24 protein-coding genes are annotated in these 23,613 nt (G+C 66.3%); 17 read left to right on the top strand and 7 right to left on the bottom strand.

The genetic code is table 11. From position 1 onward, the window contains the following. Nucleotides 1-41: 41 nt before the first annotated feature. Nucleotides 42-500: an Lrp/AsnC family transcriptional regulator gene (locus BLM15_RS12750; protein ID WP_126113106.1), complete on the bottom strand. Its 459-nt coding sequence runs from the start codon at nt 498-500 to the stop codon at nt 42-44. Nucleotides 501-763: 263 nt separating this feature from the next. On the opposite strand from BLM15_RS12750, the gene BLM15_RS12745 reads away from it, so the two are divergent. Further along, entirely contained in the window at nt 764-2,047 is a 1,284-nt protein-coding gene (locus tag BLM15_RS12745) for a cystathionine gamma-synthase family protein (protein ID WP_126113105.1), read from the top strand. Then, complete coding sequence (locus BLM15_RS12740) at nt 2,044-2,886, top strand: lytic transglycosylase domain-containing protein (protein WP_126113104.1); 843 nt, start codon at nt 2,044-2,046, stop codon at nt 2,884-2,886. The genes BLM15_RS12745 and BLM15_RS12740 overlap by 4 nt, the downstream gene beginning before the upstream one ends. Nucleotides 2,887-2,889: 3 nt before the next feature. Here the strand turns inward: BLM15_RS12740 and BLM15_RS12735 are convergent, their stop codons facing one another. Then, a complete protein-coding gene (locus BLM15_RS12735; protein WP_126113103.1) occupies nt 2,890-3,627 on the bottom strand; it encodes a DUF3750 domain-containing protein in 738 nt (245 codons plus the stop codon). Between the two features lie 153 nt (nt 3,628-3,780). Here BLM15_RS12735 and BLM15_RS12730 point away from each other — a divergent pair, with 153 nt between their 5' ends. The 5 genes from BLM15_RS12730 to BLM15_RS12710 all read left to right on the top strand — a co-directional run bounded on the left by BLM15_RS12730 (nt 3,781) and on the right by BLM15_RS12710 (nt 8,122). Then, on the top strand, nt 3,781-4,875 hold the full coding sequence (locus BLM15_RS12730; RefSeq protein ID WP_126116158.1) for a polyamine ABC transporter substrate-binding protein: 1,095 nt from the start codon (nt 3,781-3,783) through the stop codon (nt 4,873-4,875). Then, nucleotides 4,872-6,059: an ABC transporter ATP-binding protein gene (locus BLM15_RS12725; RefSeq protein ID WP_126113102.1), complete on the top strand. Its 1,188-nt coding sequence runs from the start codon at nt 4,872-4,874 to the stop codon at nt 6,057-6,059. Before BLM15_RS12730 ends, BLM15_RS12725 begins: the two co-directional genes overlap by 4 nt. Beyond that, the gene (locus BLM15_RS12720; protein WP_236846650.1) at nt 6,056-6,970 is read left to right on the top strand and encodes an ABC transporter permease; all 915 of its coding nucleotides are present in this window, start codon (nt 6,056-6,058) and stop codon (nt 6,968-6,970) included. The genes BLM15_RS12725 and BLM15_RS12720 overlap by 4 nt, the downstream gene beginning before the upstream one ends. Beyond that, nucleotides 6,967-7,755: an ABC transporter permease gene (locus BLM15_RS12715; protein ID WP_126113101.1), complete on the top strand. Its 789-nt coding sequence runs from the start codon at nt 6,967-6,969 to the stop codon at nt 7,753-7,755. The genes BLM15_RS12720 and BLM15_RS12715 overlap by 4 nt, the downstream gene beginning before the upstream one ends. A gap of 106 nt (nt 7,756-7,861) precedes the next feature. Continuing rightward, nucleotides 7,862-8,122, top strand: a complete 261-nt coding sequence (locus BLM15_RS12710) for a hypothetical protein (protein ID WP_126113100.1) — start codon at nt 7,862-7,864, stop codon at nt 8,120-8,122. A 28-nt stretch (nt 8,123-8,150) separates the two neighbouring features. On the opposite strand, the gene scpA is transcribed toward BLM15_RS12710, so the two are convergent. The 4 genes from scpA to BLM15_RS12690 form a co-directional block, all read right to left on the bottom strand. Further along, entirely contained in the window at nt 8,151-10,316 is a 2,166-nt protein-coding gene (gene scpA / locus BLM15_RS12705; RefSeq protein WP_126113099.1) for a methylmalonyl-CoA mutase, read from the bottom strand. Further along, nucleotides 10,313-11,140 (bottom strand): bifunctional hydroxymethylpyrimidine kinase/phosphomethylpyrimidine kinase, encoded by an 828-nt coding sequence (gene thiD / locus BLM15_RS12700; protein WP_126113098.1) that lies wholly within the window; start codon nt 11,138-11,140, stop codon nt 10,313-10,315. The genes scpA and thiD overlap by 4 nt, the downstream gene beginning before the upstream one ends. Next, nucleotides 11,137-13,059, bottom strand: coding sequence for a methylmalonyl-CoA mutase subunit beta (locus tag BLM15_RS12695; protein ID WP_126113097.1), 1,923 nt, complete (start codon nt 13,057-13,059; stop codon nt 11,137-11,139). The genes thiD and BLM15_RS12695 overlap by 4 nt, the downstream gene beginning before the upstream one ends. A gap of 247 nt (nt 13,060-13,306) precedes the next feature. Then, complete coding sequence (locus tag BLM15_RS12690) at nt 13,307-13,693, bottom strand: DUF2267 domain-containing protein (protein ID WP_126113096.1); 387 nt, start codon at nt 13,691-13,693, stop codon at nt 13,307-13,309. Nucleotides 13,694-13,844: 151 nt separating this feature from the next. On the opposite strand from BLM15_RS12690, the gene BLM15_RS12685 reads away from it, so the two are divergent. The 3 genes from BLM15_RS12685 to BLM15_RS12675 all read left to right on the top strand — a co-directional run bounded on the left by BLM15_RS12685 (nt 13,845) and on the right by BLM15_RS12675 (nt 17,436). Beyond that, a complete protein-coding gene (locus BLM15_RS12685) occupies nt 13,845-15,386 on the top strand; it encodes a helicase HerA-like domain-containing protein (protein WP_126113095.1) in 1,542 nt (513 codons plus the stop codon). Nucleotides 15,387-15,475: 89 nt separating this feature from the next. Continuing rightward, entirely contained in the window at nt 15,476-16,858 is a 1,383-nt protein-coding gene (locus BLM15_RS12680; protein WP_126113094.1) for a M20/M25/M40 family metallo-hydrolase, read from the top strand. Continuing rightward, nucleotides 16,855-17,436 (top strand): LOG family protein, encoded by a 582-nt coding sequence (locus BLM15_RS12675; RefSeq protein WP_126113093.1) that lies wholly within the window; start codon nt 16,855-16,857, stop codon nt 17,434-17,436. Before BLM15_RS12680 ends, BLM15_RS12675 begins: the two co-directional genes overlap by 4 nt. Before the next feature lie 130 nt (nt 17,437-17,566). On the opposite strand, the gene BLM15_RS12670 is transcribed toward BLM15_RS12675, so the two are convergent. After that, on the bottom strand, nt 17,567-18,115 hold the full coding sequence (locus BLM15_RS12670; protein ID WP_126113092.1) for a hypothetical protein: 549 nt from the start codon (nt 18,113-18,115) through the stop codon (nt 17,567-17,569). A gap of 401 nt (nt 18,116-18,516) precedes the next feature. Between BLM15_RS12670 and BLM15_RS31370 the strand changes: the two genes are divergently transcribed. From BLM15_RS31370 to BLM15_RS12645, 7 genes are all read left to right on the top strand, one after another. Continuing rightward, a complete protein-coding gene (locus BLM15_RS31370) occupies nt 18,517-18,924 on the top strand; it encodes a hypothetical protein (RefSeq protein ID WP_129267007.1) in 408 nt (135 codons plus the stop codon). Beyond that, entirely contained in the window at nt 18,875-20,161 is a 1,287-nt protein-coding gene (locus BLM15_RS12665) for a DNA-packaging protein (RefSeq protein ID WP_236846649.1), read from the top strand. The genes BLM15_RS31370 and BLM15_RS12665 overlap by 50 nt, the downstream gene beginning before the upstream one ends. 111 nt (nt 20,162-20,272) lie before the next feature. Then, the gene (locus BLM15_RS12660) at nt 20,273-21,445 is read left to right on the top strand and encodes a phage portal protein (RefSeq protein WP_126113091.1); all 1,173 of its coding nucleotides are present in this window, start codon (nt 20,273-20,275) and stop codon (nt 21,443-21,445) included. Continuing rightward, complete coding sequence (locus BLM15_RS12655) at nt 21,442-21,642, top strand: hypothetical protein (RefSeq protein ID WP_092156177.1); 201 nt, start codon at nt 21,442-21,444, stop codon at nt 21,640-21,642. The genes BLM15_RS12660 and BLM15_RS12655 overlap by 4 nt, the downstream gene beginning before the upstream one ends. Further along, nucleotides 21,639-21,809: a hypothetical protein gene (locus BLM15_RS31365; protein WP_164547508.1), complete on the top strand. Its 171-nt coding sequence runs from the start codon at nt 21,639-21,641 to the stop codon at nt 21,807-21,809. The genes BLM15_RS12655 and BLM15_RS31365 overlap by 4 nt, the downstream gene beginning before the upstream one ends. An 8-nt stretch (nt 21,810-21,817) precedes the next feature. After that, entirely contained in the window at nt 21,818-22,330 is a 513-nt protein-coding gene (locus tag BLM15_RS12650) for an HK97 family phage prohead protease (RefSeq protein WP_206438633.1), read from the top strand. Nucleotides 22,331-22,366: 36 nt separating this feature from the next. Beyond that, entirely contained in the window at nt 22,367-23,608 is a 1,242-nt protein-coding gene (locus BLM15_RS12645) for a phage major capsid protein (RefSeq protein ID WP_126113089.1), read from the top strand. Nucleotides 23,609-23,613: the final 5 nt, after the last annotated feature.

Raw genomic sequence — 23,613 nt, 5'->3', positions numbered from 1 at the left:
CCGGCATGTAGGGCGGTGCGTTCCTTGCGCCGATGGCCGAGCTACAGCGGCGGCAGACCGACCCGCTTCTTGATCGTCGCCAGCGCGAAGTTGGATTCGACCGACTGGACGCATTTCAGCCGCGTCATCTTCTGCTTCAGGAAGCGCTCATAGCCCTCGATGCCGTCGGTCAGGACGCGCAGCAGGTAGTCCTGGCTGCCGGTCATCAGGTAGCACTCCGCCACTTCCGGCCAGTTTTCGATCGCCTTCTCGAATTCGGCAATGTGCTCCGTGTTCTGCTGGCTGAGCCGGACCGAGACGAAGACGCTGAAGGGCAGGCCGTAGGCCTTGGGGTCGACGATCGCCGAATAACCCTTGATGACGCCGGTCTCCTCCAGCCGCTTCAGCCGGCGCAGGCAGGGCGTCGGCGACAGGCCGACCTTCTCCGACAGGTCCTGATTGGTGATGCGGCCATCCTCCTGCAGCAAGGTCAGCATGCGACGGTCGATCGTATCGAGCATGATCTGCTCCTCCGGGCGTTCAAGTGAGCAGGAAGCTGCAAAATCTTGCTCTAGAGCACGGGTGATCGTTCATGCAATGGCCTTAGGATCGTCCTAGGCTCGTGTCGCGGGGCCGCGCTGGCCGGCAAGAGCAGGATGCGAAAAAGTGGGAACCGGTTTTTCGCTGTGATCCTGCTCTAACTCTTTGGTGAGAGACGGATTCAGATTTCAGATGGAAGCGCCTTGCGATTCCATCTGAAATCATCCGGCTCTAGGAGGCAATCATGAGCGACGACAACTATCACAAGGACCGGATTGCCAATCGCCGGCTCCATCCCGAGACCCTGATGATGGGCTTCGGTTATTCCCCCGCAATGTCGGAAGGCTCGCTCAAGCCGCCGGTCTTCCTGACCTCGACCTTCGTTTTCGAGAACGCCCAGCAGGGCAAGGACTTCTTCGATCTGACCGCCGGCCGCCGCCAGCTCAAGCCGGGCGAAAAGTCGGGCCTAGTCTATTCGCGCTTCAACCATCCGAACATGGAGATCCTCGAGGATCGCCTGGCGATCTGGGACGAGGCCGAGAAATGCGCCGTCTTCGCCAGCGGTATGGCTGCGATCGCGACGACCTGCTTTGCTTTCCTGCGGCCGGGCGACACCATCATCCACAGCCGGCCGCTCTATGGCGGCACCGAGACCTTGCTGAAGAACCAGATGGGCGCCTTCGGCGTCACGCCCTTCGGCTTCACCGACGGCATCGACGTCGCGCAGATGCGGGCGGTCGCCGAGGCCGCCGCCGCCAAGGGCCGGGTCGCGATGATCCTGGTCGAGACGCCGGCCAACCCGACCAACGGGCTGGTCGATCTTTCGGCCTGCGCTGCGATCGCCGACGAGCTGGAAAAGTCGCAGGGCCATCGCCCGCCGGTGGTTGTCGACAACACCATGCTGGGGCCGATGTTCCAGAAGCCGCTGAAGCACGGCGCCGACCTTAGCCTGCTGTCGCTGACCAAATATGTCGGCGGTCACAGCGATCTCGTCGGTGGCTCGATCAGCGGCTCGGAAAAGCTGGTGCGGCAGGTCAAGGCCTGGCGCGGCTCGCTCGGCACGCAGCTCGATCCCAATTCCTGCTGGATGCTGATGCGCTCGCTCGAAACGCTAGACATCCGCATGAGCCGCTCGAACGAGAACGGCCGCAAGGTCGCGGACTATCTCGCGGCGCATCCCAAGGTCGCCAAGGTGCACTATCTCGGCAATCTCGAGGACGGTGACCCGCGCAAAGCAGTGTTCGACCGCCAGTGCAGCGCACCCGGCTCGACCTTCGCCTTCGACGTCAAGGGCGGCGAGAAGGAAGCCTTCGCCGTGCTGGACAATCTCCAGATCATGAAGCTCGCGGTCAGCCTCGGCGGCACCGAGACGCTGGTCTCGCATCCCGCCGCGATGACCCATTCCGGTGTCGCCCGCGAATTGCGCGAGGAGATCGGCCTCACCGATGCGCTGATCCGGATCTCGGTCGGCATCGAGAACATTGAGGACTTGATCTCGGATCTCGCCCAGGCGCTCGAAGCCGCGTGAGGGCAGGGCGCCGCCGCATTCTCGCTGCGGCGCTCGCCGCCACGCTCCTCAGCGGTTCGGCCTGGGCCGAGCCGCAGACCGAGAGTGTGGCTCAGACCATTTGCCGCCTGATCGAGGGCGCCGCGAAGACGCACGATCTGCCCATCGCTTTCTTCACGCGCCTGATCTGGCGCGAGAGCAGCTTCCGGCCAAACGTTGTCAGCCCGGCCGGCGCGCAAGGCATTGCCCAGTTCATGCCGGGCACGGCGAACGAGCGCGGCCTTGCCGACCCGTTCGACCCGGAGGCGGCGATCCCGGCTTCGGCGTCGTTCCTCGCGGCGCTCAAGAACCAGCTCGGCAATCTCGGCCTCGCCGCAGCCGCCTACAATGGCGGGCCGAACCGTGTCGCGCGCTGGGTCGAGCGCGGCGGCACGCTGCCCTACGAGACGCAGGCCTATGTCCGCTTCATCACCGGTCGTCCCGTAGAAGAATGGCGGCTAGGAGCTGGGGAGTCTCCGCCCCCGGCGACGCGGGAGGAGACCGACTGCCTCGCCACAGTCGCTTCGATCCGCATCACGACGCCGGCCGTGCTGGTCGAGGGCGCCTATGGGCCGTTTGGGGTGCAACTCGCCGGCAATGCCTCGAAGGCGCGCGCCATCGCCTCCTATCAGCGTGTCGCCGCGCGTTTCGCCTCGCTGCTATCAGGCAAGCCGACCATGATCCTGGGCTCTGCCGTGCCGGGGCGAGGCAGGGGCCGCTTCTATCGCGTCAGGTTGCCGGCGCAGAGCCTGCGCGAGGCGACGCTGGCCTGCAATCGCCTGCGGCAGGCGGGTGGGGCGTGTCTGGTGCTGCGGAATTGACGGTCAGGCCGAGAAGCCGATGCGCCCCCAGCCCGGCAGCTTCAGCGCTGGCCGCTGCAGGTCGAAGCCGGCGACGAGGCCGAGCAGATTGATCTCGATGCCCTCGACCCAGCCGAGCGTGACACCCGCTAGCCCGTAAAGCGAGGCTTGCAAACCGGTGCGGCTCGGCGTCCAGCCGGCGTAAAGGCCGTCCCCGCGCCAGTCCTTGCCAATCGCCGTCGGCGGCAGGGCGCGGCCGAGCTCTGGCACTTCCGCAAGGATATGCTGGACGAAGCTGTTGGAGTTGGGTCCCGGCCAGGCCGCATAGGAGCCATTCGTGCTGTAGCTGTAGCTCTTCACAGCCTCGCGGATGCGCGGGATCAGCGCCTCGGCCGCAGTGCCCCTGATCTCGCTGACCAGCTCCGGCACGTTGCCATACCAGCGCCCGTCGGCGGCGCGGACGTTGACGCGCACCGGATTGCCCCAGCCGACGACGTCGAAGCGGGTGTAGGCCGAGGCGTTTTTCTCCTTCACCACCACCCAGGAATGATGGGCGAAGACGCCGCGCCAGCGGCCGACGCGGGCAGCGAAGACATGAACAGTCGCTTCGGTCTCGATGCCGGGGGCGGGCAGGAGCGCTGCGCTCGACCAGTCGGCACGTGCCCAGTCGGACGCGAGCGGCTGCCATTGCCACCAGGCGGCATGCGTGCCGAGCGGGAGCAGGAAAATCAGGGTGAAGAGGAGGAGAAAGCGCCGGATCATACTCCTGAGGAAAATAGGTGGCGCGGCACCCGTGCCACAAGGCGCGACGGAGCATCGCCGATCACGAAATCGAGGTTGAGGCTTGGCCGCAAGCTGCTAGCTTGCCGGCGCGAAATCTAGAGGAGGGGCAGATTGCGCACTTTGACGTCGGTTATGCATGGGTTGGCCGCTGCGGCGGCTTTCGGGCTCGCTCTCGCGGCCGGTCCGGCAGGAGCGCAGGACAATAAGGAACTGCGCATCTTCAACTGGTCGGATTACGTCAATCCGGAGGTGCTCGACGCCTTCAAGAAAGAGACTGGCATCACCGTCGTCTACGACACTTTCGACCAGATGGAGACGGTCGAGACCAAGCTGCTCGCCGGCAAGACCGGCTACGACCTCGTCGTCGTCACCGCCTCCTTCCTGCCCAGGCACATTCCGCTCGGTCTCTACACGCCGGTCGACACCGCCAAGGTGCCGAACCTCAAGAACGCCTGGCCCGAGATCCAGAAGCGCCTGTCGAAATACGATCCCGGCAACAAGTTCGCCGCGAACTACATGTGGGGTACCACCGCGATCGGCTACAACGTCTCCAAGGTGAAGGAGCGGCTCGGCAACGACGCCGTGATCGACAGCTGGAACATCGTCTTCGATCCCGAGAAGCTGAAGAAGCTCTCCAATTGCGGGGTGCATGTGCTCGATGCGGTCGAGGAGATGTTCCCGGCGGCGCTGCGCTATCTCGGGCTCGATCCCGATTCGAAGAACGAGGCCGATCTCAACAAGGCCGGCGAGCTGCTGCGCAAGATCCGCCCGCACATCCAGAAATTCCACTCGTCGGAGTACATCAATGCGCTCGCCAACGGCGATATCTGCCTGGCGGTGGGTTATTCCGGCGACGTGCTGCAGGCCAGGAAGCGCGCCAGCGAAGCCAAGAACAAGGTCGAGATCGCCTATGCGATCCCGAAGGAAGGCGCGCTGATGTGGTTCGATTCCTTCGTCATCCCGAAGGATGCCGGCAACCAGGAGGCGGCGCTGAAGTTCATCGACTTCGTCAACCGTCCCGACATGGCGGCGAAGAACTCGGACTTCATCCAGTACGCCAACGGCAACATAGCCTCCAAGCCGCTGCTTTCAGCCGAGGTCCGCGACAATCCCGGCATCTATCCGCCGGATGCGGTGATGGGCCGGCTCTATACGATCACGCCCTACGACCAGAAGACGCAGCGGGTGGTCAACCGGCTGTGGACCCGCGTCAAGAGCGGCAGGTGAACAGGGATCCGAGCCGGCCGGAGGCGGGTGGAAGGCGCGCCTCGCCCGGCAGCGTCCGGCGCGACTTCCAGCCCTGGAACGACCCTGCTGCCAAGCCGTTGGTCGAATTCCGCAACGTGACCAAGCGCTTCGGTGCGGTGGTAGCCGTCGATAGGCTGTCGCTCTCGATCCATCACCGCGAATTCTTCGCGCTGCTGGGCCCCTCCGGCTGCGGCAAGACCACGCTGATGCGCATGCTCGCCGGCTTCGAGCAGCCCGATGAAGGCGAGATCCTCCTCGACGGCGTCGACATCACCGCCGTGCCGCCGCACAAGCGGCCGGTCAACATGATGTTCCAGTCCTATGCGCTGTTCCCGCATATGAGCGTCGGCGACAACATCGCCTATGGACTCAAGCGTGACGGCCTCCCCAAGATGGAGATCGCCGCGCGGGTCGACGCCATGCTCGGGCGCGTCCGGCTCGTTGGTCTGGAGAAGCGCTGGCCTGACCAGCTTTCCGGCGGCCAGCGCCAGCGCGTCGCGCTCGCCCGTGCCTTGGTCAAGCAGCCCAAGCTGCTCCTGCTCGACGAGCCCCTGGGCGCGCTCGACAAGAAACTGCGCGAAGAGACGCAATATGAGCTGATGGACCTGCAGGCCGATCTCGGTTTGACCTTCATGGTCGTCACGCACGATCAGGACGAGGCCATGACCATGGCCGACCGCATGGCGGTGATGGACCATGGCCGGCTGCTCCAGATCGCGCCACCCGACCTGATCTACGAGGCGCCGTCGAGCCGCTTCGTCGCGGAGTTCGTCGGCGACATCAACCTGATCGAGGCCAGGGTGACAGCTGTCGACGGCGATCTCGTCACGTTGGAGAGCCTTCCCGTTGGTGTGATCGAGCTCGACGAGGATGCCCCAAGCTGCCGGCCGGGGGATGCGCTCACCGTCGGCCTGCGCCCTGAGAAGATCGTACTCAGCCATGACGAGCCGCAGCAGGGCGTCAACAAGGTCGCCGGCGAGATCTGGGACATCGGCTATCTCGGCGACATGACCATGGTCCAGGTCATGGTCGGCGGCGACGAGGGCAAGCTCTTCAAGGTCTCGCTGACCAACCGCACGCGGCGCATCGAGCGACCTTTCGCCTGGGAAGACAAGGTCTGGCTCTCCTGGGACGTCGAGGCCGGCATGGTGCTGGCGTCGTGAGCACGCCGGTTCCCCGAAGCAGCGGGACCGGGCGAGGCCTGCTGGTCGCGGCCATCCCTTATCTTTGGCTTGTCGCTTTTTTCCTCGCGCCCTTCGTCATCGTGCTCAGGATCGCACTCTCCGACGCCGCGACCGACCAGCCGCCCTATGCACCGCATTTCCCCGGCATCAGCCAGCTCGGCGAGTTCCTGGTTGCGCTCGATTTCGAGAATTTCCGCCTGCTCGGCGACGATCCGCTCTATTGGCAGAGCTATCTTTCCTCGCTGCGTATCGCAGCGCTGACGACGCTGATCGCGCTCGCGATCGGCTACCCGCTCGCCTATGCAATGGCGCTGGCGCCCAAGCGCTGGCAGGGCATCCTGCTCGTCCTCGTCATCCTGCCGTTCTGGACCTCGTTCCTGATCCGCGTCTACGCTTGGATCGGCATCCTGCGGCCGGACGGGTTGCTCGACATGGCGCTGATGGGGATCGGGCTGACAACTGAGCCTCTGCGCCTGCTCAACACCGATGCCGCCGTGCTGATCGGCATGGTCTATTCCTATCTGCCCTTCATGGTGCTGCCGCTGTTCTCGACGCTGCAGAAGCTCGACGGCACCTTGCTGGAGGCGGCGTCCGATCTTGGCGCGACGCCGCTGACCACCTTCCTGACCGTGACCTTGCCGCTTTCGATTCCCGGCATCCTCGCCGGCTCGGCCCTGGTCTTCATCCCGGCGATCGGCGAGTTCGTCATCCCTGATCTGCTCGGCGGTTCCGACACGCTGATGGTCGGCAAGGTGCTCTGGAACGAGTTCTTCTCCAATCGCGACTGGCCGCTGGCCTCGGCGGTGGCGATCGTGCTGCTCGTCGTCCTCGTCCTGCCGCTGATGCTGCTGCAGCGGGCGCGCGGACAAGGGGAGGCCAGCGTGCGATGAGGCGCTTTGGAGCCTTCCATCTCGCTGCGCTCGTCGCCGGCTTTGCTTTCCTTTATCTGCCGATCATCGCGCTGGTCGCCTATTCCTTCAATGCCTCGCGGCTGGTGACTGTCTGGGGTGGCTTCTCGACGCACTGGTACGGTGCGCTGCTGAACAACCAACCGCTGCTCGATGCGGCCTGGCTGACGATCCGTGTCGCGCTGGTCTCGGCGACGCTGGCGACGATACTCGGCACGCTGGCGGCACTGGCGCTGACGCGCTACCTGGTCTTCGTGGGCCGCACCCTGTTCTCAGGCATGGTGATGGCGCCCTTGGTGATGCCGGAGGTGATCACCGGCCTGTCGCTGCTGCTGCTCTTCGTCGCCGGCGATGTCGAGCGCGGCTATTGGACCGTGATCATCGCCCACGCGACCTTCAGTCTCGGCTTCGCCTGCATCGTCGTGCAGGCCAGGCTCGCCGGCTTCGACCGTTCGCTGGAGGAAGCCGCCCGCGATCTCGGTGCGACCCCGTTCGAAACGTTTGCGACGGTGACGCTACCGCTGATCTGGCCGGCGATCGCCGCCGCATGGATGCTGGCCTTCACGCTCTCGCTCGACGATCTCGTCATCGCGAGCTTCACCACCGGGCCTGGCGCGACGACGCTGCCGATGCGGCTCTATTCGGCGATTCGCCTCGGCGTCACGCCCGAGATCAACGCCGCCTGCACGATCATGATCGCAGCGGTGGCGGTCGCGGTGATCGGGGCGTCCCTGCTGATGAAGCGGGACGCGCTGGCTGGGCGCTGACATAAACGCCTGCTGAACATCCCGCTCAAAACCGGTTCAGCCTGGCTGCGCGATGGTGCTTGCCAGAGCGGGAAGCCTTCCTGCTCCGGCAAGAGGAGACATCAAGATGTTTCGTACCCTCGCTTCTGCCGGCCTCATCGCTGCTGCTGCGCTCGGGATCAGCGCGGCATCGCCCAGCAAGGCGGAGGCCGGCGTCCTGATCCAGCAGGCTTATTATGACGGCCCCGGCTATGGCTGGCGCGCCCCGCCGCCGCGAGCCTATGGCTACTGGGGCGTGCCGCGCTGGCGCCGCCATTACGACGGCCCGCGCTTCTACGGCCCGCCGCCTCCGCCGCGGTACTATCACCGCTGGCGCGGCGGCTGGTGAGCGATGATGGTCAACGCAGCGCGGCGGATCACTCCGCCGCGCTTTTCTGCGCGTAGCCGAGGCGCTGGTTGAGCTCTTCCAGCAGCTTCTCGGCCGCGTCCGCGATCACGGTGCCGGGTGGGAAGATCGCGCTGGCGCCGGCCTCGATCAGGGCGTCGAAATCCTGCGGCGGGATCACGCCGCCGACGACGATCATGATGTCAGGCCGGCCGGCCTTGGCGAGTGCCGCCTTCAATTCCGGCACCAGAGTGAGATGGCCGGCCGCCAGCGACGAGACGCCGACGATATGGACGTCGTTCTCGACGCCCTGGCGCGCCGCCTCGTCCGGGGTGGCGAAGAGCGGGCCGATGTCGACGTCGAAGCCGAGATCGGCGAAGGCCGAGGCGATCACCTTCTGGCCGCGGTCGTGGCCGTCCTGGCCCATCTTGGCGACGAGGATGCGTGGGCGGCGCCCATCCGCCTCTTCGAAGGCCTCGCACATCAATTGCACGCGTGTCACGGCAGGGTTCATCTCGCCGACCTCCCGCTTGTAGACGCCCGAGATCGCCTTGATCTCGGCGCGATGGCGCCCGAACACCGTCTCCATCGCCATCGAGATTTCGCCGACGGTCGCCTTCGCCCGCGCCGCCTTGACCGCGAGGTCGAGCAGATTGCCATTGCCTTGCGCGCCATTGGTCAGGGCGGTCAGCGCCGCCTGTGTCTCACTCTCGTTGCGCTCGGCCTTGAGGCGCCTGAGCTTGTCGAGCTGCTGAGCGCGGACCGAGGCATTGTCGACCTTGAGGACGTCGATCGCCGCCTCGTTCTCGGGCTTGAAGATGTTGACGCCGATGATCGATTGCTGGCGGCCGTCGATGCGCGCTTGCGTCTTGGCGGCGGCCTCCTCGATCCGGAGCTTGGGAATGCCGGCCTCGATCGCCTTGGCCATGCCGCCCAGCGCCTCGACCTCCTGGATATGGCCCCAAGCCTTGGCGGCGAGTTCGGCGGTGAGCCGCTCGACATAATAGGAGCCGCCCCAGGGATCGATGATCCGGTTGGTGCCGCTCTCCTGCTGCAGCACGATCTGGGTGTTGCGGGCGATGCGGGCGGAGAAATCGGTCGGCAGCGCCAGGGCCTCGTCGAGGGCGTTGGTGTGCAGCGACTGGGTGTGCCCCTGCGTTGCAGCCATCGCCTCGATCATCGTGCGCGGCACGTTGTTGAAGACGTCCTGCGCCGTCAGCGACCAGCCGGAGGTCTGGCAATGGGTGCGCAAGGGCAGCGACTTCTCGTTCTGTGCCCCGAAATCCTTGACCAGCTTGGCCCAGATCAGCCTGGCAGCCCGGAGCTTCGCCACCTCCATGAAGAAGTTCATGCCGATGGCCCAGAAGAAGGAGAGCCGCGGCGCGAAGATATCGACGCCGAGGCCCGCCTGCTGGCCGGCGCGGATGTATTCGACGCCGTCGGCGAGCGTGTAGCCGAGTTCGAGGTCCTGCGTCGCTCCGGCCTCTTGCATGTGATAGCCGGAGATCGAGATCGAGTTGAACTTCGGCATGTTCGCCGAGGTATAGGCGAAGATGTCGCCGATGATCCGCATTGAGGGCGAGGGCGGGTAGATATAGGTGTTGCGGACCATGAACTCCTTGAGGATGTCGTTCTGGATGGTCCCCGAGAGCTTGGCCGCCGGCACGCCCTGTTCTTCCGCCGCGACGATATAGAGCGCCAGCACCGGCAGAACGGCGCCGTTCATCGTCATCGACACGCTCATCTGGTCGAGCGGTATACCGGAGAATAGCGTGCGCATGTCGTAGATCGAATCGATCGCGACGCCTGCCATGCCGACATCGCCGCCGACGCGCGGATGGTCGCTGTCATAGCCGCGATGGGTGGCGAGATCGAAGGCGACCGACAGACCCTTCTGGCCGGCGGCGAGGTTGCGCCGGTAGAAGGCGTTCGAATCTTCCGCCGTGGAGAAGCCGGCATATTGCCGGATCGTCCAGGGCTGGTTGACGTACATGGTCGGGTAGGGGCCGCGCAGATAGGGCGCGATGCCGGGCAGCGTGTCGACGAAGGGCAGGCCGTCACGATCCGCGGCCGTGTAGATCGACTTGACTGGGATGTCCTCCGGCGTCTGCCAGAGCTCGCCCGCGCTCTGCAGAGCGGTCGCGCTCGCTGCCGTGTCGGCGAAGGCGAGCTTCGTGAAATCCGGGATCGCGGTCATGGCTTGCTCCCGTCTGGCCTGTCCCACCAATGGTGGAAATGATGCACCGGTCCGTGGCCGCGGCCAACCTTGACCGCGTCCGAGGCCGCGATCGCGGCTGAAATGTAGCTTTTGGCCAGCGCCACCGCCTCGTTGAGCGCGATGCCGTGGGCGAGACCGGAGGCGATTGCCGAGGACAGCGTGCAGCCGGTGCCGTGGGTGTTCTGCGTGGCGATGCGCGGCGCGACCAGGCGCTCGCGGCGACCGTCCTTGCCGATCAGGACGTCGACGCTGTCGTCGCTGGTGCCGTGTCCGCCCTTGACCAGGACGTTAGCCGGGCCGAACGCGAGCAGGGCTTCGGCTTGCTCCGCAGCAGCGTCCTCGGTCTCCGCCATGGCGGTTCCGAGCAGGGCGGCCGCCTCGGGCAGGTTGGGCGTGACGATCGTGCAGAGCGGCAGCAGGCGACGCTTCAGCGCCTCGATCGCCTCTTCCTGCAGGAGGCGCCCGCCGGAGGCCGCGATCATGACCGGATCGAGTACGATGTTCTTCGCGTTATGGCGCTCGAGCCCGTCGGCGACGGTCTCGATTAGCTCGGCCGTGGCCAGCATGCCGATCTTGATCGAATCGACCTTGAGATCGTCGAAGACGGCGTCGATCTGCGCGGCGACGAAATCGGCTGGCACCGGATGGATCGCCGTCACGGCAGTCGTGTTCTGCGCGGTCAGCGCGACGATGACGCTGGCGCCGTAGACCTGATGCGCGGCGAAGGTCTTGAGGTCGGCCTGGATGCCGGCGCCGCCGCTGGAGTCGGAGCCGGCAATGGTGAGCGCGATCGGCATGATCATCCCTTGTTCGTACTGACCGGGGATATGGCGATCGCCAGCGCATCCTGCAGCACCGCGACGGCGTCGCAGCCGGCGAAGACGAAATTCGTCACACCGGCCTCGCGCAGCGCCGCCTCCTGCTCGCCGGGGCGGCCAGCAAGCCAGATCGTGGCGCCGGCCGCGGTCAGGGCTGCTGCAGCCGGGATCGCCTCGCTCGCATAGGCCTCGTCGGAGCCGCAGAGGCAGGCGAGCTTCGCGCCCGAAGCGCGGAAGGCTGCGACGAGCGCGTCGAGATCGGTAGCTCCTGTCTTGGCGAAACCGTCGCCAGAAGGCGCAGCCATGCCCCCTGCCTCGAACAGGTTGCGGGCGAAGCCGGCGCGTGCGGCGAAGCCCGCGATCGGCCCAAGCGTGGCGAGGAACGCCTTCGGCCGCTCGCCGGCCGCTTCGGCGATATCGGCGCTGGCGCGTAGCGCCTCGAACGGTTCGGCCAGGCGGACGCTTGGTAGAGCCTCGACCGTAATCACGCTGTTTCCGGCAGGCTCGGCTAAGGCAGCGGGTGGTGGCGCCAGCACCGAGACCGAGGCTTCCGACAGGTTCGGAAACTCGCTCGTGCCGGTGATCGGCTCGCGCCGGGTCGCGATGGCTTTCGCGCGGGTAGCGCGCTCGCGTCCGAGGCCTGTCTGGACATGGCCGTTGGCGAGGGCGGCGACGATGCCGGTGAGGCCGTCGACGCTCTCCGCCTCGAGGTCCTGGAACTTGCGCCAGCCCTGCTCGCACAGCGCCTGCGTCAGCTGTTCGAAACCGCCCGCACCGGCTGCCGGATCGGCGACACGCCAGAGATTGGCTTCCTCCAGCAGGATCAGCTGGGTGTTGCGGGCGATGCGGCGGGCGAAGCCGTCGGGCAGGCCGAGCGCCGCGGTGAAGGGCTGCACGCTGATCGAATCTGCGCCGCCGACGCCAGCCGAAAAGGTGGCGATCGTACCGCGCAGCAGATTGACCCAGGGATCGCGCCGCGTCAGCGAGCGCCAGGCCGTCTCGGCATGGATGAAGACGGGCTCAGGATCGAGCCCGCAGGCACGCTGCACCCGGTCCCAGAGCAGGCGCGCGGCCCGCAGCTTGGCGACGCTGACGAATTCGTCGGCGTCGACCACGAGGGTGAAGGAGATGGCATCGCGCGCTTGGGCGAGCGGTACCCCTTCGGCTTCCAGCAGGCGTAGATAGGTCACCGCCGTCGCCAGCACGGCGCCGAGTTCCTGCCCTTCGGTCGCGCCGGCCTCATGCCAGATCCGGCCATCGGCCGCGACAAACGGGCCGGTGAAGCCCCGCCCCTTCAGGTTGGCGATGGTCTCAGCGATCCGCTTGCCGAGCTCGGGCAGTTGCACCGCAAGCGCCCCCGAGCTCGCGAGCACGCCGATCGGCTCCATGCCGAAATCGATCTGGAGCGAGGAGGGTGCATGGCCGCGTTTCTCGGCCAGATCGGCCAGCAGCAGGGCGTGCTTGCGGCCGCCGGGCGCCGTGTCGAGCCGCAGCCTGACGAGATCGAGCATTACGCCATCGAGCGCCGTGTCGAGCGCCTCGATCGTCGTCGCTCGCAGGCCGAAGCCGCGCGCTGCAAGAGCGCCGGCGAAACTCAGACTGAGCGAGTCGGCGCCACCTTCCAGATCGGCGAGTGCGAGCTTCGCAGCTTCGGCCTCGTCAGGGTGATCGACGCGCGCCGTAACATGCCAGCGCCCAGCCTGGGCGCGTAAAGGGCGGGAACTCGACCCGGCTGCGGCCTCATAGAGCGGTTCGATGCGGATGCCGTCCGAGGTCCGCCCGACCAGTTTCTTCTCGAAATCGGCGCCCTTCAGCACCTTGTCGACCGCCGCGCGCCACTGCGCTTCGCCCGGCGTGGGGAAGGCGTCCATGAAGGACAGGTCGGCGAGGACGGTCGAGGTCATCAGCAACGAACTCCTTGCGCGCTTTCCCTCTGCCATTCTCGTCAGGCGATGGAATGCGCGCCGGTTGGCGGCCCATTGTGCAACCGCGAAGTCCTGATTGCCATGGCTCGGCGCGAACGCAAATGCCCCGTTGGTCGGAAAGCCGTGCCGAAATGCCTAATCCCGCGAAAGGGAACTCCTATGCCTGCAAACGAAAACGCCGCCCTGTGCGAGCGGCGTCATGAAATTCTGCGAAGTCTTGTCCGGCTCAGACGAACTGACCGAGGCCCGGGATTGCGCCGACGATGGCGCCCATCGTATCCTCGCCCGCCTTCTCGCGGCCAACCGCAAACATCTCCTTCGAGACGGTCTGGATCTGGCCCATCGACAGGCCAGCGCCCATCAGCTGGCCGCCGAGCGCCATCACGCCGCCGCCACCGCCCATCAGGCCGCCGATCGCACCCATCAGCCCGCCCTTGGCGCCGCCCTCGGCTTCAGCCAGATCCTGGGCGCCAGGCAGCGCTCCCATCAGCTGGCTGATCTCGGCCGCGGGACCTTCCTTCTGCAGGAAAGCGAGGATGATGCCGATCGCCTTTTTCGCCAGCGACTCGTCGAGGCCGGAAGCAGCCATGATGCGGGAGATCAGTTCATCCATCGTGCGGTCCTCTCATGCCGAGTCATCCGGCGTTCCAGAAGATAGTTTATACATAAACTATCCCGGGTGGAAGCGATCTTCATGCTTCCGCCCAAGTTCTCGTTTCGCTACACCCTTTCCACGACCTTATGGCAACGGAACAGGCGCGACCATGGCGGATGACGGCACGATCCTGATCGGCAAGAGCGAGAAGCCGGAGGTGCTGCTGCTCAAGCTCGCCAACCGCCATGGCCTGGTCACTGGCGCGACCGGCACCGGCAAGACGGTGACCCTGCAGGTTCTGGCCGAAGGCTTCGCCAAGCACGGCGTTCCGGTCTTCGCCGCTGATATCAAGGGCGACCTCTCCGGTATCGCCGCGCCGGGCAATTCCAAGCCACCCTTCGTCAAGCGCGCCGAGGAGCTCGGGCTGAAATACGAGCCCGACCAGTTCACCACCGTGTTCTGGGATGTGTTCGGCGAGCAGGGCCATCCGGTCCGCGCCACCATTTCGGAAATGGGGCCGCTGCTGCTGGCGCGCCTGCTCGACCTCAACGACACCCAGGAGGGCGTGCTCAACATCGCCTTCCGTATCGCCGACGAGCAGAAGCTCCTGCTGCTCGACCTCAAGGATCTGCGCGCGATCCTCGCCTTCATCGCCGAGAATGCGCAGGAGCTGACGACCAAGTACGGCAACGTCACCTCCGCCTCGGTCGGCACGATCCAGCGCGCTCTGCTCGTGCTGGAGAACCAGAAGGGCGATCTGTTCTTCGGCGAGCCGGCGCTCGACATCAACGACCTGATGAAGACCGATCGCGACGGCCGCGGCATCATCAACATCATGGCCGCCGACAAGCTAATGGCCAATCCGCGGCTCTACGCCACCTTCCTGCTCTGGCTGCTCTCCGAGCTGTTCGAGCAGCTGCCCGAGGTCGGCGACCTCGACAAGCCCAAGCTCGTCTTCTTCTTCGACGAGGCGCATCTGCTCTTCAACGGCGCGCCCAAGGCGTTGCTGACGGCGGTCGAACAGGTGGTGCGGCTGATCCGCTCGAAGGGCGTCGGCGTCTATTTCGTCACCCAGAACCCGCTCGATATTCCCGATACCGTGCTGGCCCAGCTCGGCAACCGCGTCCAGCACGCTCTGCGCGCCTTTACCCCGCGCGACCAGAAGGCGGTCAGGGCCGCCGCCGAGACCTTCCGGCAGAACCCGAAGATCAACACCGAGCAGGCGATCACCCAGCTCGCCGTCGGCGAGGCATTGGTCTCGACGCTGGAAGGCAAGGGCTCGCCGACCATCGTCGAGCGCTGCCTGGTTGCCCCGCCGATGGCGCAGGTCGGACCGATCACGCCGCAGGAGCGGACGCAGTGCATGCGCGACTCCGGCTTCACCGGCAAATACGACACGATGGTCGACCGCGATTCGGCCTATGAGGCGCTGATGCAGCGCAAGGGGATGAAGGCCGACGGCTCGCCGGTCGAGGCCTCGACCGAAGGTGGCGGTGGCATCCTCGACACGATCGGCGGCTGGCTCGGCGGCGGTAGCAGCGGCCAGCGTCCCAAGACCGGGCCCGGCAGCCGTGGCGGGCCGCTGCCACAGAGCATGACCGAGAAGATCATCACCTCGGCGGCACGCTCGGCCGCGACCTCGATCGGCCGGCAGGTCGGCACCGCGATCCTGCGCGGCGTGCTCGGGAGCTTGACGGGCGGGCGGCGGTAATTCGTTTTCCGCCATGCGCACGGACGGCTGGCGTCGTCCGCGCGACTGGGCATGATGGCGCCACCGGAATCAGCCTCCAGTGAGCGCCCATGTCCCAGCTTCCCGCCATCCTCTCCCGCCTCGACGCCGATCTCGACGCTTCGCTGGCTCGCCTGTCTTCCTGGCTCGAAATCCCCTCGATCGGGACCGATCCCGCCTTCGATCCGCAGACGCGCCAGGCGGCCGAATGGCTCCGTCGCGACCTTGAAAGCCTCGGCTTCAAGGCCGAACTGCGCGAGACCGGCGGCCATCCGGTCGTGCTTGCGCATCGCCCGAAGCCCGGCGCGCCGCACGCGCTGTTCTACGGCCATTACGACGTTCAGCCGGTCGATCCGCTGGAGCTGTGGGACAACGACCCGTTCAAGCCGGCCGTCAAGGAGATCGAGCCGGGGCGGAAGGCGATCCTCGCCCGCGGCGCCTGCGACGACAAGGGCCAGGTCATGACCTTCGTCGAGGCGATCCGCGCCACGCTCGCCGAGACCGGCGACCTGCCGATCGGCCTCACCATTCTGGTCGAGGGTGAGGAGGAATCCGGTTCGGTCAACCTGCCGGGCTTCATCAAGGCCAATGCGGCGGAGCTGAAGGCGGACTTCGCGCTGGTCTGCGACACCGGCATGTGGGATCGCGTCACGCCGCTGATCACCTCGACCCTGCGCGGCATGGTCTATCAGGAGGTCAGGCTGACCGCCGCCGATCGCGACCTGCATTCTGGCCTGTTCGGCGGCGCCGCCGCGAACCCGATCCATGTGCTGACCAAGATCATCGCCGAGATCCATGACGAAACCGGCCGGATCACCATCCCCGGCTTCTATGAGGGCGTGCATGAGCCGACCAACGCGCAGAAGGCGGAATGGGCCGATCTCAACCTGACCGAGAAGGAATTCCTCGGCCAGATCGGACTGAAGCACTCGGTCGGTGAGAAGGGCCGTATGCTGATCGAGCAGATCCAGTCGCGCCCGACCTGCGACGTCAACGGCATCTGGGGCGGCTATACCGGCGAGGGCTCGAAAACGGTGATCGCTGCCAAGGCCTCGGCCAAGGTCTCGTTCCGCCTCGTCGGCGACCAGGACCCGGCGAAAATTGCCGCCGCCTTTCACCAGTTCGTGCGCGAGCGCCTGCCGGAGGACGTCACCGCCGAGTTCATCGGCCATTCCGGCTCGCCGGCGCTGGCCGTGCCGGTCGATTCTCCCGTCCTGCAGAAGGCGCGCAAGGCTTTGGCCGAGGAATGGGGCGGCCGCGTCGTCTCGATCGGCAGCGGCGGCTCGATTCCGGTCGGCGGCGACTTCAAGCGCACGCTCGGGCTCGACACGCTCTTCGTCGGCTTCGGCCTCGACGACGACCGGGTCCACTCGCCAAACGAGAAGTATGACCTGTCTTCCTTCCACAAGGGCCAGCGCTCCTGGGCCCGCATCTTGCAAGCACTCGCCTCATGAAATCCGTCTGTGTCTTCTGCGGCTCGAGCCCGGGCCATGACCCCGTCCATGCCGAGGGCGCCCGCGCCATGGGCACGGCAATAGCCAGGCGCGGCCTGACATTGGTCTATGGTGGCGGCGCTGTCGGCCTGATGGGCATCGTCGCCAATGCCGCGCTCGAAGCCGGCGGCGAGGTCCATGGCGTGATCCCGCGGGCGCTGCGCGAGAAGGAGGTCGGCCATAACAAGCTGACCAGGCTCGAAGTGGTCGAGACCATGCATATCCGCAAGGCGCGCATGGCCGAGCTTTCCGACGGCTTCATCGCCATGTCCGGCGGTATCGGCACCTTCGAGGAGATCTTCGAGATCTGGACCTGGGGCCAGCTCGGCATCCACGGCAAGCCGCTCGGCTTCCTCAACATCGACGGCTTCTACGACGCGCTCGCCGCCTTCCTCGACAACACGACGAAGGCCGGCTTCATGTGGCAGGCTCATCGCGACATGGCGATGATGGAGACCGACCCGGGCGCGCTGCTCGACAAGATGGAGGCTTACAGGCCGCAGACCCAGATCAAATGGGTGGAGAAGACAGAAACCTGAGCCACAAACTTCGGCGATGTCGATATAGGAACTAGGTCCCAGTTGTATACGTGGTGTCGTGAGCGCGCGCCTCAGGACGTCGTCGCGGTGCTTCCCAGCTTTCGCTGTAGGGTCGTCTTGTTCTCAGAAATCATTCCCCGCTCGCTACAACAGGTGAGCCACCGACGAAAGGATGAACGCCTTCTGGGCACCACCGAATTAGGTTCTTCAGATTTTCCGCTACTTGGGGCTTATCCGCATTTTGGCTAGACCATCGCCTAGCTGCCATTACCATCGCGTTGCAAAAAGTGACCAGATCAAACATGGCCGCTGTCTTCTCTCCCACCACGATAGACAAAGCGTGAATGCCGCCCCCCGATTCAGGTACAGTGAAAATCACGTGGGTTCCTCGGAAGAAGGCATGGCCTCGGAGGTCGCCACGATGAACAAGGCCGCCCCTAAGTTGGTAGCACGACGCTCCATCCAAACCCAGTTCTCGAGGTGTAGTAAATTCATCTACAAATGAGACGTAGTGCTTCTGCTTGACGAATTGCGATTTATCTATCGCCAGGCCCATGCAGATTTCTGGAATTGTGAGTGTTACCAGAAGGGCTGGATAGTAAAGTCTCGCATCGATCGCACGTTTAATGTCACCTGCTATGGTCTCAAGCGGAAGCGGCATCAACGAAAGCTTCGACATTCAAGCCGCCCGGTGCGAGGTTCGCCAAGTAGGATCGGAAGTTGGCCAGATCGACATCAGTGCATGCATATTCGCCCTCATCGATTGCGCGGAGCATCAGCCGCAGTCTCGCCATTACAGCAGACACTAACATGGATTCCCTGTCCCCGCCGGTACACCTTCTAGTATCTTCGTCGTCATAGAAACTCATCCCAGTTCTCTGACTGCTGGCCTGTCACACCTAGCTCACTTGGCATAACAGGATGGCCATGTCAGATATGGTGTTAGGAATTTTGTCCTTGACATCGTGACGCTGATCGGGTAGAGATCAGGAACGCTCACGAAGTGTGCCTGAGACGAACGAAGCCGCCGCGCTGCCCAGCAGGCGGCTTTTGCGTGTCCGGGCCGAGCCGAGGTTTCCCATGGCCGATGAGAATGACGAGACCGCCCCGGCTCGGCCGGCGGCGAAGCGCAAGCCCGCGCCGCGCGGCCGCAAGGCGGTGATCAGCAAGCTCTGGAGGGCGGCGCAGACGCAGCTCGAAGCGCATGAGGCGCATCTGGCCGAATTGCCGGCCGGCGCGGCGGCAAGCGAGGCCGACGCCAAGACGCTGGCGACGCTGGCCCGCACCGTGCGCGAGCTGGTCGCGCTGGATTCCGCCGCAGCGGGGGAGGGAGGAAAGTCCGAGGATGAGCCCAGCCCCGCCGAAGGAGTGCGCCGGGTCGATGAACTGCGGCGAGAGCTGGCACGACGCATGGAACGCCTTATCGCCGATCACGCAGGTGAGACTGTTCCTCAAGCTCCTGCCGGACCTGCCTCCGGAGCTGGTTAGGCTCGTCGAGCAGGAGTGGACCTATTACGGACGGTCCGACCAGAAATCCCGCCGCCTGCCGCCCTGGTGGACCTGGCTCGTCCTTGGCGGACGCGGCGCCGGCAAGACCCGGACCGGGGCAGAGTGGGTCAAGGGCATGGCGCTGGGACTGGCCCCGATCGCCCGCGAACCTGTCGGCCGCATCGCGCTCGTCGGCGAAACGCAGGCTCAGGTTCGCGATGTAATGATCGAGGGCGTCTCCGGGCTGCTGGCGATCCATCATCGCTGGGAGAAGCCGGTCTGGTCGCCGTCGCGGCGTCGCCTCGAATGGGGCAATGGCGCGATCGCGCAGGTGTTCACTGCCGAGGACCCGGAAGGGCTGCGCGGGCCCCAATTCGGCGCCGCCTGGTCCGACGAACTGGCGAAATGGCCGAACCTTCAGGAGACCTGGGACATGCTGCAGCTCGGCCTGAGACTCGGTGAGCGACCGCGACAGGTGGTGACGACGACGCCGCGTCCGCTACCCTTGATCAAGCGGCTGCTCGATGATCCCCGCGTCGCCGTCAGCCGGGCGGCGACCAGCGCCAACCGCTTCAACCTGGCGCCGAGCTTCCTCGACAGCGTGAGCCAAGCCTATCGCGGCACGCGGCTCGGCCGGCAGGAGCTCGAAGGCGAGATCGTCGAGGAGAGTGCAGACGCGCTCTGGAGCCGGGCATTGATCGAAGAGTGCCGTGAACGGGAAGCGCCGCCGCTGGCGCGGATCGTGGTGGCGATCGATCCGCCGGCCTCCTCGTCGATGCGGGCCGATTCCTGCGGGCTCGTCGCGGCGGGGATCGATCGCGACGGCATCGGCCATGTGCTGGCAGATGCAACGCTCGCCGGCGCCAAGCCGCATGAATGGGCGCAAGCCGCAGTCGCGCTCTATCGCCGGCTGGAGGCTGATGCGCTGGTCGTCGAGGTCAACCAGGGCGGCGAGATGGCGACAAGCGTCATCCGCGAGGTCGATCCGGGCGTGCCGGTGACGCCGGTCAGGGCTTCGCGCGGGAAATTCCTGCGGGCCGAGCCGGTGGCGGCGCTTTATGCGCAGGGCCGCGTGCACCACGCCGGCGCCTTTCCCGCGCTGGAGGACGAGATGTGCGACTTCGGCCCGACCGGCCTGAGCTCCGGCCGCTCGCCCGACCGGCTCGACGCGCTGGTCTGGGCGCTGACGCATCTGATGCTCGGGCCGAAGGGACGGCCACGGGTGAGGGGGCTTTAGGAACAGCCGTCATTCCCGGACCGCGAAGCGGAGCCGGGAATCTCAGGACCATCCTGCATGAGATGCTCGGCTCAAGGCCGAGCATGACGTGCGCTTCATAGCGAGACATCCATGCTCAACTTCCTTCGCAGCCTGCGCGGCCTCGCCGCGCCGGAACAGAAGCGCTCGCGCGTCGGGCCGCTGATCGCCCTGCACGAAGCTGGCCGTCCGGTCTGGACGCCGCGCGACTATGGCGCCCTGGCGCGCGAGGGCTATCAGCGCAATCCGGTGGTGCATCGCTGCGTTCGATTGATCGCCGAGGCGGCGGCGCAGACCCAGCTGATCGCCAAGGTCGGCGAGCGCGAGATGCCGGAGCATCCGGCGCTGGCGCTGATCGAGCGGCCCAATCCGCGCCAGGGCGGCATCGCCTTCCGCGAGATGCTCTATGGCCACCTGCTCGTCGCCGGGAATGCCTATGTCGAGGCCGCCAGCATCGCTCGCGAGCCGCGCGAACTTTATGCGCTGCGGCCTGACCGGATGCGCGTGGTGCCCGGTCGCGACGGCTGGTCGGAAGCCTATGACTATACGGTCGGCGCGCAGACGATCCGCTTCCGCCAGGACGAAGGCGCGCTGCCGCCGATCCTGCACCTTTCGCTGTTCCACCCGGTCGACGACCATTACGGCCTCTCGCCGATCGAGGCGGCGGCCTGCTCGCTCGACGTCCACAACGCCGCCGGCGCCTGGCACAAGGCGCTGCTCGACAATGCGGCGCGGCCTTCGGGCGCCCTGGTCTACGACGGGCCGGAAGGCGGTACGCTGACCGAGGCGCAGTTCGAGCGGCTGAAGCAGGAGCTGGAGGACGGTTTCCAGGGCGCGCGCAATGCCGGGCGCCCGCTGCTGCTCGAAGGTGGGCTTGACTGGAAGCCGTTGTCATTGTCCCCGGCCGAGCTCGACTTCGTCGCCGCCAAGGGCGTCGCGGCGCGCGAGATCGCGCTCGCCTTCGGCGTGCCGCCGTTGCTGCTCGGCCTGCCCGGCGACAACACCCACGCCAATTTCGCCGAGGCCAACCGGGCCTTCTGGCGCCAGACGCTGATCCCGCTGGTCAGGCGCACGGCGCAGTCGCTGGCGCAATGGCTGGGCCCGGCCTTCGACGACGCGCTCACCCTCGAGCCCGATCTCGACGCGATCGAGGCGCTCGCGGAGGAGCGGGAATCGCTCTGGCGGCGGGTCTCCGCCGCCAGCTTCCTCAATGAGGACGAGAAACGCGAGGCGGTCGGCTATGGCCGCCGGGAGGTGTCGTCATGAGCCCATTCGATGAAGCCGCGGCGGGGATCGTCGCCCGCGGCGATCTCGGCCATCTCGCGCTGCTGCTCTGGGCCTTCTGCGCCTCGGGGCTCGCACTGTTTTCCCTGCGCGAACTGATCGCCGCCAACCGGCGCTTCGACGAGTTCGTGCGCGAATTCGCCCGCTTCAACGCCCGTTACGAAGGAGGGGATTCATGAGCAAGACCGGTGGCAAGTCGCCGCCCAGGCCGGCTCCGGCCGCTGTCCGATCGGGCGTGGCCGCGCCGCGTCCTGGCCGCCAGCCGCGCGACGTGTTCGGCCGCTTCTTCGAGACGATCGGGCAGCTCGATGCCAGTGGCCGCGGCGGGCGGGGAGGGGCGCGATGAGAGCTGCCATGCCCCGTTATCCCGCCTTGGCGCGCGAGGCCAAGTTCCTGGCGCAGCCGCTGGCCCGGGTCGAGCCGGACGGCGCTTTCGAGGGCTATGCCAGCCTCTTCCGCATCGCCGATCTCGGCAAGGACGTGGTCGAGCCCGGCGCCTTCCGCGACAGTCTTGCCCGCCGTGGGGCGGCCGGCATCAGAATGCTGTGGCAGCACGATCCGACTGAGCCGATCGGGCGCTGGCTCGAGCTGCGTGAGGATTCGCGCGGCCTTTATGTCCGCGGCCGCCTTTCGCTGGCGGTGGCACGGGCCCGCGAGCTGCACGCGCTGATGCGCGATGGCGCCGTCGACGGGCTCTCGATCGGCTTTCGCTCGCAGCGCGCCCGCAGCGAGCCGCGCAGCGGGCTGCGCCGGCTGGAGAAGGTCGACCTCTGGGAGATATCGCTCGTCACCTTCCCGATGCTGCCGCAGGCCCGGGTCGGCGCCGTCAAGGCGCTGCGACCGCCCTGCCGCGCCGCCTTTGCCTGAGAACTGAACCGAAGCAGCAGAACCACAGGAGATTCCATGACTGCGCTGAACCAGGCTCCCGAGACCAAGGCGACCGGCGAGGTCGCCGCCATCTATGACGATCTGCGCTATACGCTGGAGGCCTATCGCGCCACCAATGACGAGCGCCTGGCCGAGCTCGAGACCCGTATGGGCGGCGACGTTTTGACCGGCGATAAGCTGGCCCGTCTCGACGACGCGCTCGACGAGACCCGTCGCCGGATCGACCGGCTGAGCCTCGACAGTCGCCGGCCGGCTCTGGGTGCGAGCGAGGAGCGCGACCCGGCCGTGGCCGAGCATAAGGCGGCCTTCGCGTCCTATGTCCGCCATGGCGAGGCGACGGGCCTGAAGCGGCTCGAAGCCAAGGCCCTTTCGGCCGGCTCCGGCCCGGATGGCGGCTATCTCGCACCGTCGACCGTCGAGGGCGAGATCCTGCGCCGCCTCACCACCGTCTCGCCAATCCGCGCGATCGCGACGGTGCGGACCATCTCGTCCGGCACCTACAAGAAGGCGTTCTCGACCACTGGTCCGGCTTCCGGCTGGGTCGCCGAGACAGCGGCCCGTCCGCAAAGCAGCACGCCGACCCTGGCCGAGCTCTCCTTCCCGGCGATGGAGCTATACGCCATGCCCGCGGCGACGCAGACGCTGCTCGACGACGCCATCGTCGACATCGACCAGTGGATCGCCGAGGAGGTCGAGAGCGCCTTCGCCGAGCAGGAGGGCGCGGCCTTCGTCAATGGCGATGGCGTCGACAAGCCCAAGGGCTTCCTTGCCTATCCGACCGTCACTGACGCGAGCTGGAGCTGGGGCAATATCGGCACGCTGAAGACCGGCGTCGCCGGCGCCTTCGCCGCCTCGAACCCGTCCGACATCCTGGTCGACCTCGTCTATGCGCTGAAGGCAGGCTACCGCCAGAACGCCAGTTTCGTGATGAACCGCAAGACGCAAGCCGCAGTGCGCAAGTTCAAGGACTCGACCGGCCAGTATCTCTGGCAGCCGCCGGCCGCGGCGGGCGCGCAGGCGACGCTCCTTGGCTTCCCGGTCGTCGAGGCCGAGGATATGCCGAACGTCGCGACCGACTCGCTCTCGATCGCCTTCGGTGACTTCCGCCGCGGCTATCTCGTCGTCGACCGGGCGGGCGTGCGCATCCTGCGCGATCCCTACTCCGCCAAGCCGCATGTGCTGTTCTACACGACCAAGCGCGTCGGCGGTGGCGTCCAGGACTTCGCCGCGATCAAGGGGCTGAAGTTCTCGGCCTGACCTAG

The organism is Bosea sp. Tri-49 (genome assembly GCF_003952665.1).
Classification (GTDB): Bacteria; Pseudomonadota; Alphaproteobacteria; order Rhizobiales; family Beijerinckiaceae; genus Allobosea.
The sequence above is the reverse complement of the archived record's forward strand: the minus strand, read 5'-3'. Positions and strand labels throughout refer to the sequence as shown.

Coding starts and splice junctions, on each gene's coding strand:
- BLM15_RS12750 (WP_126113106.1), bottom strand. CDS start 500: ATGCTCGATACGATCGACCGTCGCATGCTGACCTTGCTGCAGGAGGAT.
- BLM15_RS12745 (WP_126113105.1), top strand. CDS start 764: ATGAGCGACGACAACTATCACAAGGACCGGATTGCCAATCGCCGGCTC.
- BLM15_RS12735 (WP_126113103.1), bottom strand. CDS start 3,627: ATGATCCGGCGCTTTCTCCTCCTCTTCACCCTGATTTTCCTGCTCCCG.
- BLM15_RS12730 (WP_126116158.1), top strand. CDS start 3,781: ATGCATGGGTTGGCCGCTGCGGCGGCTTTCGGGCTCGCTCTCGCGGCC.
- BLM15_RS12715 (WP_126113101.1), top strand. CDS start 6,967: ATGAGGCGCTTTGGAGCCTTCCATCTCGCTGCGCTCGTCGCCGGCTTT.
- BLM15_RS12710 (WP_126113100.1), top strand. CDS start 7,862: ATGTTTCGTACCCTCGCTTCTGCCGGCCTCATCGCTGCTGCTGCGCTC.
- scpA (WP_126113099.1), bottom strand. CDS start 10,316: ATGACCGCGATCCCGGATTTCACGAAGCTCGCCTTCGCCGACACGGCA.
- thiD (WP_126113098.1), bottom strand. CDS start 11,140: ATGATCATGCCGATCGCGCTCACCATTGCCGGCTCCGACTCCAGCGGC.
- BLM15_RS12695 (WP_126113097.1), bottom strand. CDS start 13,059: ATGACCTCGACCGTCCTCGCCGACCTGTCCTTCATGGACGCCTTCCCC.
- BLM15_RS12690 (WP_126113096.1), bottom strand. CDS start 13,693: ATGGATGAACTGATCTCCCGCATCATGGCTGCTTCCGGCCTCGACGAG.
- BLM15_RS12685 (WP_126113095.1), top strand. CDS start 13,845: ATGGCGGATGACGGCACGATCCTGATCGGCAAGAGCGAGAAGCCGGAG.
- BLM15_RS12680 (WP_126113094.1), top strand. CDS start 15,476: ATGTCCCAGCTTCCCGCCATCCTCTCCCGCCTCGACGCCGATCTCGAC.
- BLM15_RS12675 (WP_126113093.1), top strand. CDS start 16,855: ATGAAATCCGTCTGTGTCTTCTGCGGCTCGAGCCCGGGCCATGACCCC.
- BLM15_RS12670 (WP_126113092.1), bottom strand. CDS start 18,115: ATGTCGAAGCTTTCGTTGATGCCGCTTCCGCTTGAGACCATAGCAGGT.
- BLM15_RS31370 (WP_129267007.1), top strand. CDS start 18,517: ATGGCCGATGAGAATGACGAGACCGCCCCGGCTCGGCCGGCGGCGAAG.
- BLM15_RS12660 (WP_126113091.1), top strand. CDS start 20,273: ATGCTCAACTTCCTTCGCAGCCTGCGCGGCCTCGCCGCGCCGGAACAG.
- BLM15_RS12655 (WP_092156177.1), top strand. CDS start 21,442: ATGAGCCCATTCGATGAAGCCGCGGCGGGGATCGTCGCCCGCGGCGAT.
- BLM15_RS31365 (WP_164547508.1), top strand. CDS start 21,639: ATGAGCAAGACCGGTGGCAAGTCGCCGCCCAGGCCGGCTCCGGCCGCT.
- BLM15_RS12650 (WP_206438633.1), top strand. CDS start 21,818: ATGCCCCGTTATCCCGCCTTGGCGCGCGAGGCCAAGTTCCTGGCGCAG.
- BLM15_RS12645 (WP_126113089.1), top strand. CDS start 22,367: ATGACTGCGCTGAACCAGGCTCCCGAGACCAAGGCGACCGGCGAGGTC.